We start from the raw sequence: 12995 nt of genomic DNA, 5'->3' as shown, positions 1-12995 counted from the left end.
ACAATTGGCATTAACTATCAAGCACACTGTTGAGTTCTCAAGCAACCGACACGCACCGACTCCAACCCACCAGGGGCCTTCACTCGGGGCAACTTCTCTAACCTACCAGACCGGCTTCTTCGTTTCAAACCCGGCGTACCGGGTCAAACTCGGAGGTCGATCCCCGACGTCAGGCTCTGGAGGCGCGAGGCATCCAGATCAAGATGTCGGATTTCAGTCCGGGGCAACAGCCACTTCGCGGCGGCTCCGAAGAGCTTCGCAGTGGTGTCTGTCTCTCCCTGCCGGGCTGACTTCGAGAACATTACGGGGAGGTGAACGCTCCGGTCAACCCGGCCCCGCGTGACCCCGGTCACCGAGCAAGGCCGCCGAGCAAGGCCACCGAGCAGGGGTCGTCAAGCAGGTCACCACCTCACATCACCACACCACCGACAGGCCGCCGCCTGCGCACCTCGACCAGGTCACCGACCTGCGCCACCGTCCGAGTCACCTTCCGAGCCGCCGACGGCCCCCCGGTACCGCTCCCCCATCTCGCGGACCGCGGTGCGCAGCTCGGCCGGCCCGACGACCTCGAACGGGACGTCGAACATGCCGACCCACGCGGCCAGCCCGCGCCACGACCACGACCCGGCGACGAGCCGGGACCGGTCGGGCCCGAGCGGCTCGATCAGTCCCTGGTCCCCCACCCACGGCGCGAGGTCGTCCGCCCGGGCGTGCAGGACGACCTCGCCCTCGGCGGGCCACCGCGGACGGGAGAACTGGTGCGCGACGTACGCGGCGACGTCGGGCACAGGGCCCGGCACACGGGTGCGCCGCGACCTCCCCGCACCGTCCCCCCACGCTCCCCCGCCGTTCCCCGGACGCGCACCCGGCGCTCCGTCCGCACCACCGCCCGCCGGTCCGCCACCGCGCGACGTCCCGGCCGCTCCTCCACCGGCGGCCCCACCGCCCGCCGGCACCGCCGGCAGCTCCCGCGGCGCGAACCGCGGCCCCGTGGGCGTCCGCGGGGTCATCCGGTCGACGCGGAACGTACGCCAGTCCTGGCGCTCGAGGTCCCACGCGACGAGGTACCAGCGCCCGCCCCACGTCACGAGGTGGTGCGGCTCGGCGCGGCGCGGGGGCCGGAAGGCCGCGTCGCCCGAGCCGAGCAGCGGCGTGGACCCGCCGTCGTAGTCGAAGCGCAGCACCTCGCGCGCCCGCACGGCGCTCCCCACCGCGACCAGCACGGCCGGGTCGACGTCGGGTCGCGCGGCCTGCGCGGACGACCGCACCACGGTCACCTCGAGCGCGTCGATCCGACCCCGCAGCCGCGCGGGCATGACCTGGCGGATCGTCGCGAGCGCCCGCTGCGCCGGTTCCTCCAGTCCGCCCACCTGGGAGGTCTGGAGGGCGACGGCGACCGCGACGGCCTGCTCGTCGTCGAACAGCAGGGGCGGGAGGTCGGCACCGGCGTCGAGTCGGTACCCGCCGTCGGGCCCCTTGGTCGCGCGCACCGGGTAGCCGAGCTCGCGCAGGCGGTCGACGTCGCGCCGCACCGTGCGCGGGCTGACGCGCAGGCGCTCGGCGAGCGCCTCCCCCGGCCAGTCGCGGCGGGCCTGCAGCAGGGAGAGGAGGGCGAGGAGCCGGGCCGAGGTCTCGAGCATGGTCCCAGCGTCGCACGAGGTAGCGGACAGAACCTGACCGCTACCTCCACCAGGGTGGAGTCATCACCCACTCCTGGAGGACACCGTGATCCACACCCGCTCCCTCACGAAGGACTTCGTCGTGAGCCGCCACGAGACCGTGCACGCCGTGCGCGGGATCTCGCTCGACATCGAGCCGGGCGAGCTCGTCGCCGTCCTGGGCCCCAACGGGGCCGGCAAGACCACGACCCTGCGCATGCTCACGACGCTCGTCGCACCCACCTCGGGCAGCGCGACCGTCGCGGGGTACGACGTCGTCGCGCACCCCGCGCAGGTCCGTCACCACATCGGGTACGTCGGGCAGGGCAACGCCGCGGGCCACAACCAGCGGGCCGTCGACGAGCTCGTGACGCAGGGCGTCGTGTACGGCCTGGACCGCCGGGCCGCGCGCCGCCGCGCCGACGAGCTGTTCGAGGCGCTCGACCTGACCGCGCTGCGCACACGCAAGGTCGCGGACCTCTCGGGCGGGCAACGTCGCCGTCTCGACGTCGCGATGGGCCTGGTCCACTCGCCCTCGCTCCTGTTCCTCGACGAGCCCTCGACCGGGCTCGACCCGCACAACCGCGCCAACCTGTGGGAGCACGTCCTGCGCATGCGGGCCGACGCGCTCGCCACCACGGGCGACCCCATGACGATCGTCCTGACCACGCACTACCTCGACGAGGCCGACACCATGGCCGAGCGTGTCGTCGTCGTCGACCACGGCGAGGTCATCGCGGACGACACCGCGGAGGCGCTCAAGTCGAACCTCGCCGGGGACCGCGTGGTCCTCGACGCCACGACGCCCGACGACGGCGCCCGCCTCGCGCAGCTCGTCTCCCGCGCGGACGGGGTCCGGGAGGTCGAGGTCGTCGGCGCCCAGGTCACGGCCCGCGCCGCGGACGGGCCCGCGCTGCTCCCGGCGCTCCTGCGCGCGGCCGACCACGGGGGCGTCGTCGTCGCCACGGCCCAGGTCCACCGCCCCACGCTCGACGACGTGTTCCTCGCGCTGACCGGTCGCAGCCTGCGCGAGACGGGGACGCCGGACGTCCCCGGCGCGACCTCACCCTCCGCACGAACCACCGAGAGCGCGACGCTCTCCGGGAAGGACGCAGCATGAGCACCGTCGACACCACCACGGGCCACGGCCCTTCTCCCACGCGCACGCAGCGCGGCACCGGCCCGACCGCAGGACGCCCCGGCGCCCGCCCCCGTGGGCGGCTCGCGAACCTCGCGCGCGACACCTCGATCGTCCTGGTCCGCGAGCTGCGCCCGCTGCTCCACGACCCGTTCTCGGTCGTGTTCGGCCTCGTGCAGCCGCTCGTGTTCCTCGCGCTGTTCGGCCCCCTGCTCGTCGGCACGCTCAGCGGGCAGGACGGCGGCGCGGACGGGACGCTCGGAGGCAGCGTCTGGCAGTGGTTCGTGCCGTCGATCCTCGTGATGACGACGCTCTTCGGCACCTCGACCACGGGCGCCAACCTCCAGCAGGAGCTCAACACCGGCGCGCACGAACGCATGCTCGTCTCGCCGCTCTCCCGGCCGTCGCTGCTCGTGGGACGTGCCCTCAAGGAGATGGTGCCGATCGCTGCGCAGTCCGTCGTGGTCGTGCTCGTGATGCTGCCGTTCGGGTTCGAGCTCTACCCCGTGGGCGCGGTGCTCGGGCTGCTCATGCTCGCGATCTTCGGGATCGGGGTCGGGTCGCTCAGCTACGCCCTGGCCCTCGCCGTCCGCAAGCAGGAGTGGATGTTCTGGCTCGTGCAGCAGACGCTGCTCTTCCCGCTCATGATCCTGTCCGGCATGCTGCTGCCCCTCGAGACCGGCCCGTCGTGGATGCGGGCCGCGGGCCACCTCAACCCCCTGACCTACCTGGTCGACGCCGAGCGCTCGCTCTTCGCGGGCGACCTGACCTCGTCGACCGCCGCCTGGGGCTGGGTCGCCGCGCTGGTGACCGCCGCCGTCGGGCTGGCCGTGGGGATCCGGACCATGGTGCGCAGCACGGACTGACGCCGCCCGGGACGACGGAGGGTTCAGGCGTACTGCTCGCGGAACGCGTCCGTGAGCGTCGGCCCGCCGTCGCCCAGGCGCCACACGCTCCACCCGTCGGCCGTCGCCGTGCCCGACGCCGCGATCGCCGCCGCGTCCGGGTGACGGAACCGCGCGCCGTCGGTCAGCTCGATGAAACCGTCCGGGTACAGGACCGCCTCGAAGCGCTGCCCGCGGCGCGGGCGCGACCACACGAGCGACACGGGCGTGCCGAAGGCGCGGGCGAGCGCGTGCAGGTCCGGGTCGTCGTCCGGGTCGTCGTCCAGGTCGAGGCCGTGCGCCGAGACGGACGCAGCGGGTGGAGCCGGCACGAGGTCCTGGCCCAACGGGTCGATCGTGCTCAGGGCGTCGACCACCGGGACGTTCACGGGCGGCTGGTACGACAACGGGTCGTACGCGGGCGCCTCGGCCTCGTACGACTCCCGCGTCAGCACCGACTCCCGGGTCCGGATCGACTCGCGCGTGCGGATGGACTCGCGCGTCAGGATCGAGGCGCGGCTCGGCGTGCGCGACGACAGGGCGTCCTCCGCCGACTGCGTCGACGAGTAGCGGCCGAACTCCGCCGCCTCGTCCGCGGGCGGCGACGCGAGCAGGGGCACGGGCGGCACCGGCGGTACCTCCGGGACGGGCGGCACCGAGAGCTCGGTGGGCAGACCGCGGTCCGCGCCGAGCAGCGGTTCGTGGATCGGTTCGAGCGGCCCCGTCACGTCCGTCGAGCCCGCGGCGCTCCCGTAGACGGTCGCGGCGGCCTCGAGCTCCGAACCTCGACGACGGTCGGCGCGCGAGCGCTGCGTCACGATCGGCAGCTTGCCGGTGAGCGCGCGCCCCACCGCGACGCCCTCGGCGAAGTCCGCGGTGCGCTGCGCCGAGCGCGTGGGCTCGACCGCCGCCCGGCGAGGAGCGGCCGGGGCTGCAGGACGCGCCGTGCGCTCGGGCACCAGGGGCGAGACGTCGACGAACCGGCGGCCGTCCGCCCCGTGCATCACGCCGAGCTTGAGGACCGACACCGACGACCCGGGCTGACGCAGGAAGTCGAGGGCGTCGACGATGCCGTCCTCCGCGCTCGAGCAGATGACGATCAGGCGGGCCCCCGTGGCCCGCGACGTCGCCTGCGAGCGTGTGAGCGGCACGTTGTCGTAGAACGTCGTGACGTCCTGCTGGAACCGCGCTGCGCCCCCGACGTAGCGGCTCGCGAGCTCGGCCCGCGTGAGCTGCCCCGCACGGCCGGCGTGGTTCATGGCCCGGGTCAGGGTCTCCTCGGTCAGCTCCGAGACGACCTCGATCACGACGGGCAGGCCCGCGGCGTCGAGCGCCAGCAGGTGCGGCTCGTCCGTCGACGACCCCTGCCTGACGGGGAAGATCTGCTCGCCGAGCAGGCCGTCCAGGTGGCCGTCGACCACGCGCTGCGCGACCGTGCCGAAGCCCCCACCCGCCGGCTGCGACGGGCGGACGAGAACTGGACGCTCGGCGTCCACCTCGAAGAGGGGCATCTGGGTCTCCTGCGGCTCGGGAAGCGACCTCGAACGCTGCCCGGGACGGCGGCGTTGCCGCATAGCCTACGACGCCCGTGCGAGCGACTCGAACGAGCCCGTTTCACCCACTGGGACGAGGCCGTCCCGGCCGGTCTCAGTCCTTGGCCAGGCGCTCCTCGACGCGCTCGACCTTGCCGGTCAGCTCCCCCGTCCGACCTGGGCGGATGTCCGCCTTGAGCACGAGCGAGACGCGGTGCCCGCCAGCCCCCACGGCCTCGGTCGCTCGCTTGACGACGTCCATGACCTCGTCCCACTCACCCTCGATCTCGGTGAACATCGACGTGGTCCGGTTCGGCAGCCCTGAGGCGCGGACGATGCGGACGGCCTCGGCGACGGCGTCAGTGACGGACTCGCCGGCACCGAGCGGGGCGACGGAGAAAGCGAAGATGGCCATGAGGCCATCATGCCGCTTCTCGGGGGCTGGGCGGGGGCGGAGGTCACCGAGCGTGCAGTTCGGGTCGTCCCTGCGCCGAGAAGACGACCCGAAGTGCACACTCGGCGACACGTCTCGTCCCCCGCCGAGCCGAGCGTCGCCCGCTGCACGTAGCGTGGGCCACATGCGTATCGGAGCACACGTCGACCAGGCCGACGCCGTCAACCAGGCACGAGCGATCGGCGCCGACCAGGCCCAGGTCTTCCTGGGCGACCCCCAGGGCTGGAAGGGCGCCGAGTTCACGTACCCCGGCGGCGCCGAGGCCCTGCGCGCGGACGCCGCGGCCGCGGACCTCGACCTGTACGTGCACGCGCCGTACGTCATCAACGTCGCGAGCACCAACAACCGCATCCGGATCCCGAGCCGCAAGTCGCTCCAGAAGATCGTCGACGGTGCGGCCGAGATCGGTGCCAAGGGCGTGATCGTGCACGGCGGCCACGTGACCGCGACCGACGACGTCGCGGTCGGCTACGACAACTGGCGCAAGGCGATCGACGCGCTCGACGCCAAGGTGCCCGTCCTGATCGAGAACACCGCGGGCGGCGCCAGGTCGATGGCCCGCACGGTCGAGAGCATCGGGCGGCTGTGGGACGCGATCGGTGCCGCGGAGGGCGGCGACCAGGTCGGCTTCACGCTCGACACGTGCCACGCCTGGGCGGGCGGGATCGACCTGAGCACCGCAGCGGACCAGGTCCGCGCAGTGACGGGCCGCATCGACCTGGTGCACGCGAACGACAGCCGGGACACGTTCGACTCGGGCGCCGACCGGCACGCCCACTTCGGTGACGGGCTCATCCCGCCCGACGAGCTGGTCGCGGTCGTCGCCTCGGCCGGGGCGCCCGTGATCTGCGAGACGCACGGCGACATGGGCCCGGACATCGCCTGGCTGCGCGCGCGCCTGGGCTGAGCGGCCCGACGGCGTCACCTGAGCCAGGCAGGGCGGGTACGGCAGGAGTCGAGATCGACCGCGCGGCGAACTCGCGGGTGGCGTCGCCCGAGCATGCGGTGGGCGTCCGTCTCAGGGTAGAGACGGACGCCCACCGCATGTTCGGCACCGAGAGGGCAGCGCAGGTCAGCCCGTGTTCTGCAGGCCCGCCGCGACGCCGTTGACCGTGAGCAGCAGCAGGTGCTGCAAGCCGTCCTTGTACTGGCCCTCCGCGCCCGAGCGCAGACCGCGCAGAGCACGGAGCTGGAGCAGCGACAGCGCGTCGACGTACGGGCTGCGGAGCTGGACCGCGCGCCCCAGGACCCGGCGGCCGGCCAGCGGCCACTCGTTCCCGGAGATCTTCAGGACCCACTCGCGCGTCAGGCGCAGCTCGTCGAGGATCTTGGCCGCGAGGTCGTCGCGGTCGCCGAGCGCGAGGTAGCGCTCCGCGATCCGCTCGTCGGCCTTGGCGAGCGACATCTCGACGTTGTCGATGAGCGTCGCGAACAGCGGCCAGTCGCGGTGCGCCTCGCGCAGGCGCTCCAGGTCGCCGAACTCCTTGAGCGAGGTGCCCAGGCCGTACCAGCCGGCGAGGTTGATGCGGGCCTGCGACCACGAGAACACCCACGGGATGGCGCGCAGGTCCTCGAGCGACTCGACGGAGAGCCCGCGGCGGGCCGGGCGCGACCCGATCGGCAGCAGGCCGACCTCCTCGAGGGGCGTGACCTCGGAGAACCACTGCGGGAAGCCCTCGCTGCGGACCAGTGCGTGGAAGTGCTCGCGCGACGACGCATCCAGAGCGGCTGCCACGTCGGCGAAGCGCGCGGTCGCCTCGGCGTTGCGGCGCTCGACCGACGGTGCGGAGGCCAGCAGCGTCGCCGCGGCCACCTGCTCGATGTGGCGGGCCGCGATCGTCGGGTCGCCGTACCGGGCCGTGATGACCTCGCCCTGCTCGGTCAGCTTGAACCGGCCGTCGACCGAGCCCGGGGGCTGGGCGAGGACGGCACGGTTCGCGGGACCGCCACCACGACCGAGGGCACCGCCGCGGCCGTGGAACAGCGTCAGGTTGATCTCGTGGCGCTGCGCCCACTGCGCGATGCGGCTCTGGGCGGAGTGCAGCGCGAGGGTCGCGGAGACCGGTCCGACGTCCTTGGACGAGTCCGAGTAGCCCAGCATGACCTCGACCTTGCGGCCGTTCTCCGCGAGGCGGCGCTGGACCTGCGGCAGCTCGAGCGAGGCCTCGAGGATCTCGACGCTCGCCTCGAGGTCCGCGAACGTCTCGAACAGAGGGATCGCGTCGATCACGGGTGCGTCGTCGGCGCCCTCGAACGCGAGCTCGGCGAGCTGGTAGACCGCGGCCAGGTGCTCGGGCTTCTGCGTGAACGACACGATGTAGCGGCGGGCGGCTCGCACGCCGTAGCGCTGCTGGATCGAGCCGATCGCGCGGTACGTGTCGAGCACCTCGCGCGTGCGGTCGGACAGCGCGCCGTGCACGCCGTGCTCCGCGATCTCCGCGAGGGCGGCCTCGTGGACCTGCGAGTGCTGGCGCACCTCGAGCTCGGCCAGGTGGAACCCAAAGGTCTGCACCTGCCACACGAGCTGCTGCAGGTCGCCGTACGCGGCACGGGGCGCGCCCGCCGCGATGAGCGAGTCCTGGACGACCTTGAGGTCGGTCTCGAGCTGCTCGGGCACCGTGTACGCGAGGTCCGCGTCCCGCAGCCTGGTCGCGGCGATGCGACGGGCCACGACGAGCATGACCGCGCGGTGCGGCTCGGCGGGAGACTCCGCGGCGGCCTCGGCCGTGATGGCCTCGGAGAGCTGGCGCTGCTTCTGCCACAGGGAGCGCAGCCCGTCCGACGCGGGCGTGCCCTGCTCGTCGAGCGTGAGCGTGCGCCCGATGCGCTGCGCCGCACGCTCGAGGGCCTGGAGAGCGTGGTCGGCCGCGATGGCCGCTGCCTGGCGCGTGGTCTCCGCGGTGACGTTCGGGTTGCCGTCGCGGTCGCCGCCGATCCAGGTGCCGAGGCGCACGAACGGTGCCGCCTGCGGGCGGTCGTGGCCGGCCTTGTCGGCCAGCAGCCAGTCGTCGAGGCGGCGGTAGACCGTCGGGAAGACCGTGAAGAGGGTGGCGTCGAACACGCTCATCGCGGTGCGGACCTCGTCGAGCGGCGAGGGCTTCGCGGCGCGGATCGGGGACGTGCGCCACATGCCGTCGATCTCGGCGAGGAGCTTGCGCTCGTTCTCCGCGAGCGACGCACCACCGGACGGCAGGGAGTCGCGCTCGGTGAGCAGCCCGGACAGGCGGCGGATCGAGGCCGAGATCGCCCGACGCCGGGCCTCGGTCGGGTGCGCGGTGAGGACCGGGCGGAACTCGAGCCGCTGCAGGCGGGCGAGGGCCTCCTCGTGACCCACCTCGTCCGCGAGCTGCGTGAAGGCCTCGGGGAGGGTGTCGTCGACGACCGACGGCGCGAGCTCGGCCTCACGGTCGTGCAGGACGCGCACACGGTGGTGCTCCTCGGCGAGGTTCGCGAGGTGGAAGTACACGGTGAACGCGCGGGCCACCTGCTCGGCGCGCTCGTGGCTGAAGCCCTCGACGAGGCGCTCGGCCTCCTCGAGCGCGGCGTCCGCGTGCTCGCCGTACGCGCGGATCGAGAGCTCGCGCAGGTGCTCGACGTCGTCGAGCAGCGCGGGATCCCCCGACTCCGTCAGGACCGTGCCGAGCAGACGGCCGAGGAGCCGGACGTCGTCGCGCAGCGGCGCCGGGACCTCGTGCCGGGCGCCCGTGCGGCCGTTGCCGTCGGTGGATGCGGAGGAAAGGTTGTCGGTCACGGGTCCGTAGCCTAGGCGCTCGACGGCTCGGCATGTCGAGGGCGTCTGCCTGGTGGTCGATCCGTCGGACCGGACGGCGAACGCCGGGCTGCTGAGATCGAGCACGACGCCCGGGCGAGAAGACCTCGCCCGGGCGCGTGACGTCGTCGGGCCGGGGTCAGTGCGTGAACGCGCCCTGCCACACCGTGTCGAACGGCGCGTGCGAGCTCACGCGCGCCTCGATGGCCTCGGTGACCATCTGCTTCGCGACGCCCACTGCGCGCTCGACGTCGTTGCCCTTGGCGAGCTCGGCCGTGATCGCCGCCGCGAACGTGCAGCCCGCTCCGCTCACGCGCTCCTCGCCGACCTTGGGGACGGAGAAGACCGTGATCTCCTGGCCGTCGAACAGGACGTCGACCGCGTCCGGGCCGGGCAGCTCGACGCCCCCCTTGACGACCACGAAGTCCGGGCCCAGGGCGTGGATGCGCTCGGCGGCCTCGACCAGGTCGTCGACCGACTCGATCTTCTCCATGCCGGACAGGATCTTCGCCTCGAACACGTTCGGGGTGATGACGGTCGCGAACGGCAGGATCTTCTCGCGCAGCGCGGTGTCGGTGTCGAGGGCCGCGCCCGGCTCCTGGCCCTTGCAGATGAGGACCGGGTCGAGGACCACGTGGTGCCAGCGCTTGCTCGCGAGCGACTCCGCGACCACGTCGATCGTCGCGGGCGTGCCGAGCATGCCGATCTTCACGACGTCGAGGTCGTACGTGGCGTTCGCGGCCTCGAACTGGTCCGCGATGACCTGCGGCTCGACCGGGGCGAACCGGTGGCCCCAGCCGTTCTTCGGGTCGAACGACACGATGCACGTCAGGGTCCCGACGCCGTAGACGCCCAGCTCCTGGAACGTCTTGAGGTCGGCCTGGATACCGGCTCCCCCGGTGGCTTCCGATCCGGCGATGACGTACGCGAGGTTGACCATGGTGCTGCCTGTGTCCTTCGAGGAAGAGTGGTGGGACCGGGCCTGGCCCCCGGGAAAGCGTACGCCGCACCGCCGGGGCGGCGGTGGTGGGGCGGCGGTGGTGGGGCGGCGTCGGCGCCCGCTCGCGCCCGTCGGCGCCGTCAGCGCCGTCAGCGCCGTCGCAGCCCTCACCGCCCCGGCCGCACCAGCTCCGCCTCGTACGCGAGGATCACGAGCTGGACCCGGTTCGTGAGCCCCACCTTGGTCAGCAGCGAGCGGACGTGGCTCTTGACGGTCGCCTCCGAGAGGAACAGCTCGTCCCCGATCTCCTTGTTGGACAGGCCACGAGCGACGGCGAGCAGCACCTCGCGCTCGCGCGGCGTCGCGAGCTCGAGCCCGGCCCCGGCACGCGGGGCCGCCGCGACGCCCGAGCCGGCGTGCCAGTCCGAGAGCTCGACGTACCGCTCGATGATCCGCCGCGTGACGCCCGGGTCCAGCAGGCTGTCCCCCGCCCGGACGCGGTGGACCGCGTTCACGAGGGCCTCGGGGTCGGCGTCCTTGAGCAGGAACCCCGCGGCCCCCGCGCGCAGGGCGCCGTAGACGTACTCGTCGTCGTCGAACGTCGTCAGGACGAGCGTGCGCACGCCCGCGAGCGCCGGGTCCCCGGAGATCTGCGCGGCGGCGTCGATCCCGTTGAGGTGCGGCATGCGCACGTCCATGAGGACGACGTCGGGCCGCAGGGCGTGGGCCATCCTGACGCCCTGGGCGCCGTCGGCGGCCTCGCCCACGACCGTGATGTCGGGCTCGTTGTCGAGGATCATGCGCAGGCCCAGGCGGATCGTCGCCTGGTCGTCGACCACGACGACGCGCACGGGCTCGCTGAAGGCTCGGCTCTCGGCGACGACGTGGCCGAGGACGAGCCCGGGCAGGGCGCCGGGCTCCGGAGGGGGAGGCGGGACGGGGGCGTGGGTCATGAGGCCTCTCGGGGCAGGACGGCCTGGACGCGCCAGCCGCCGTTGTGGTCGGGTCCGGCGGACAGCGTGCCGCCGCACGACAGCGCGCGTTCGCGCATGTTCAGCAGCCCGTTGCCGCCGTGCAGGTCGGGGTTGTCGGGCAGGGGCGGGCCGGGGTCGCTCACGGCGACGCGCACGTACCCGGGCGTCGCGACGACCTCGAGGCTCAGGCGCGGGGCGAGCGAGTGCAGCAGCACGTTGGTCAGACCTTCCTGGGCGATGCGCACGACGGCGAGGCTCACCTCGGGTCGCAGGTCGCCCAGGTCGTCGGGCAGGTCGAGCTCGACGTCCCGTCCGGACGCGGTCAGACGTGCGGCCGCAGCCCGGACGTCGACGAGCGCCGGGGCGGGCGCGAGCTCGAGCGCCTCCCCGGTCTCACGACGCAGCACGTGCACGACCGAGCGCATCGAGGTCAGCGCCTTCTTGCCCTCCTCCGCGATCCACGTGACCGCCTCTGCCGGGGCCCGGGGCTGGTTGGGGGCGACACGGTCCGCGGCCTGCGCCCGGACGACGATCGCGGACATGTGGTGCGCGACGACGTCGTGCAGCTCGCGTGCGATGCGCGTGCGCTCGGCGAGCACCGCCTGCTGTGCCAGCACCCCCTGCAGTGCCGTGAGCTCCTCGTTGCGCGCGCGCAGCTCCTCCCCCGTCACGGCGATGCGCCGGACCATCCACCCGAGCGCGACGGCCGCGAGCGCCAGCGCGACCGTGGAGAGGACGTCCGAGGGGGTCGCCCACGAGTTGATCTTCCCGTACCCGAGCAGGGACTGGAGGTACAGGTTGAGCGCCCACCCCGACAGGACGGCCCCGATCGCCGTGAGCGCCGGCGGCACGGCTCCCTGCCGGGTCGCGCAGAAGCCCGCGACGAGGAACGGTGCGAGGTGGAACAGGCTCGACGAGACGCCGGACTGGAACAGGGGGTAGAACATCGCGGTGCCCCAGAACGCCCACCCCGGCGCGACGCGCCGCAGGGCGAGCACCCCCACGAGCCATGCCCCCGTCCACCAGTACGGCTCGATGAAGTGCGGCCTCCAGTAGTCGCCCCGGTACATGTACCCGACGAACCCGAACCACACCGCACCGACCGCGAGGGCCGCGAGGAGGTCCTGCGCCCAGACGGGCGCGCGGCGGAGGGCGAGGTGCACGGACCCACCGTAGCGAGGCGGGGTCCGCTCCGGCACCGCCCTGGGGCGGGGGCCCGACGGCGTCGCGTCCGCCCTGGGAGGGAGCGCGCCCGGGCGGGACGCGCCCTGCGGCCAGGGGCAGGGCCGCCCCGGGGTCGATGCCCGGGGGGCGTGGGCCGGGAGAGGGTCGGGACATGTCCCGTGCTGCGTCTCCCCCACCCCCGGCCCACCGATGCCGACCGTCCCTCGCGGACCGCGTGTACGCGGCGGTCATCGGGGCCGGGATCCTCGCGAGCGCCGTGTCGGCGTACGAGCTCGTGGCGCAGGGCGCCCCGGTGTCGACATCGTCGATGTCGGTGCTGTCGGTGCCGGCGGACCCGGCGGAGCCGGTGGGACCTGCGGGACCGTCGGTGCCCACGTCCACGCCCGGGACCGGGGACACGTCCGGTGGGACGTGCCCCGCGCGCGGCGACGGCTCGTCCGGCGGGTGAACCGTCGGGTGAC

General features: G+C 73.5%; 10 protein-coding genes. 3 read left to right on the top strand and 7 right to left on the bottom strand.

Features of this window, described 5'->3' with window-relative positions; all coding sequences use genetic code 11:
- Positions 1-458 precede the first annotated feature (458 nt).
- Entirely contained in the window at positions 459-1640 is a 1182-nt protein-coding gene (locus tag WFH32_RS15815; protein WP_336708266.1) for a helix-turn-helix transcriptional regulator, read from the bottom strand.
- Positions 1641-1725: 85 nt separating this feature from the next.
- Here WFH32_RS15815 and WFH32_RS15810 point away from each other — a divergent pair, with 85 nt between their 5' ends.
- Both WFH32_RS15810 and WFH32_RS15805 read left to right on the top strand, forming a co-directional pair.
- Positions 1726-2778, top strand: coding sequence for an ATP-binding cassette domain-containing protein (locus tag WFH32_RS15810; RefSeq protein ID WP_336708265.1), 1053 nt, complete (start codon positions 1726-1728; stop codon positions 2776-2778).
- Positions 2775-3662, top strand: coding sequence for an ABC transporter permease (locus tag WFH32_RS15805; protein ID WP_191794927.1), 888 nt, complete (start codon positions 2775-2777; stop codon positions 3660-3662). The genes WFH32_RS15810 and WFH32_RS15805 overlap by 4 nt, the downstream gene beginning before the upstream one ends.
- A gap of 23 nt (positions 3663-3685) precedes the next feature.
- Here WFH32_RS15805 and WFH32_RS15800 read toward each other — a convergent pair whose 3' ends face one another.
- Both WFH32_RS15800 and WFH32_RS15795 read right to left on the bottom strand, forming a co-directional pair.
- Positions 3686-5191 carry a hypothetical protein gene (locus tag WFH32_RS15800; RefSeq protein ID WP_191794924.1) on the bottom strand — a complete coding sequence of 502 codons (1506 nt, stop codon included), beginning with the start codon at positions 5189-5191 and terminating at the stop codon, positions 3686-3688.
- A 136-nt stretch (positions 5192-5327) separates the two neighbouring features.
- A complete protein-coding gene (locus tag WFH32_RS15795; protein ID WP_138827129.1) occupies positions 5328-5627 on the bottom strand; it encodes an MTH1187 family thiamine-binding protein in 300 nt (99 codons plus the stop codon).
- A gap of 163 nt (positions 5628-5790) precedes the next feature.
- Between WFH32_RS15795 and WFH32_RS15790 the strand changes: the two genes are divergently transcribed.
- Positions 5791-6573, top strand: a complete 783-nt coding sequence (locus WFH32_RS15790; RefSeq protein ID WP_336708263.1) for a deoxyribonuclease IV — start codon at positions 5791-5793, stop codon at positions 6571-6573.
- Positions 6574-6738: 165 nt separating this feature from the next.
- Here WFH32_RS15790 and WFH32_RS15785 read toward each other — a convergent pair whose 3' ends face one another.
- The 4 genes from WFH32_RS15785 to WFH32_RS15770 all read right to left on the bottom strand — a co-directional run bounded on the left by WFH32_RS15785 (position 6739) and on the right by WFH32_RS15770 (position 12512).
- Positions 6739-9417: a phosphoenolpyruvate carboxylase gene (locus WFH32_RS15785; protein ID WP_191794919.1), complete on the bottom strand. Its 2679-nt coding sequence runs from the start codon at positions 9415-9417 to the stop codon at positions 6739-6741.
- Between the two features lie 157 nt (positions 9418-9574).
- Positions 9575-10375 (bottom strand): bifunctional hydroxymethylpyrimidine kinase/phosphomethylpyrimidine kinase, encoded by an 801-nt coding sequence (gene thiD / locus WFH32_RS15780; RefSeq protein WP_336708262.1) that lies wholly within the window; start codon positions 10373-10375, stop codon positions 9575-9577.
- Between the two features lie 167 nt (positions 10376-10542).
- Positions 10543-11328: a response regulator gene (locus tag WFH32_RS15775; RefSeq protein WP_191794914.1), complete on the bottom strand. Its 786-nt coding sequence runs from the start codon at positions 11326-11328 to the stop codon at positions 10543-10545.
- The gene (locus WFH32_RS15770; protein ID WP_336708260.1) at positions 11325-12512 is read right to left on the bottom strand and encodes a sensor histidine kinase; all 1188 of its coding nucleotides are present in this window, start codon (positions 12510-12512) and stop codon (positions 11325-11327) included. Before WFH32_RS15770 ends, WFH32_RS15775 begins: the two co-directional genes overlap by 4 nt.
- Positions 12513-12995: the final 483 nt, after the last annotated feature.

This window comes from Oerskovia sp. USHLN155, assembly GCF_037145535.1.
Classification (GTDB): Bacteria; Actinomycetota; Actinomycetes; order Actinomycetales; family Cellulomonadaceae; genus Oerskovia; species Oerskovia rustica.
The sequence above is the reverse complement of the archived record's forward strand: the minus strand, read 5'-3'. Positions and strand labels throughout refer to the sequence as shown.

Coding starts and splice junctions, on each gene's coding strand:
- WFH32_RS15815 (WP_336708266.1), bottom strand. CDS start 1,640: ATGCTCGAGACCTCGGCCCGGCTCCTCGCCCTCCTCTCCCTGCTGCAG.
- WFH32_RS15805 (WP_191794927.1), top strand. CDS start 2,775: ATGAGCACCGTCGACACCACCACGGGCCACGGCCCTTCTCCCACGCGC.
- WFH32_RS15800 (WP_191794924.1), bottom strand. CDS start 5,191: ATGCCCCTCTTCGAGGTGGACGCCGAGCGTCCAGTTCTCGTCCGCCCG.
- WFH32_RS15795 (WP_138827129.1), bottom strand. CDS start 5,627: ATGGCCATCTTCGCTTTCTCCGTCGCCCCGCTCGGTGCCGGCGAGTCC.
- WFH32_RS15790 (WP_336708263.1), top strand. CDS start 5,791: ATGCGTATCGGAGCACACGTCGACCAGGCCGACGCCGTCAACCAGGCA.
- thiD (WP_336708262.1), bottom strand. CDS start 10,375: ATGGTCAACCTCGCGTACGTCATCGCCGGATCGGAAGCCACCGGGGGA.
- WFH32_RS15775 (WP_191794914.1), bottom strand. CDS start 11,328: ATGACCCACGCCCCCGTCCCGCCTCCCCCTCCGGAGCCCGGCGCCCTG.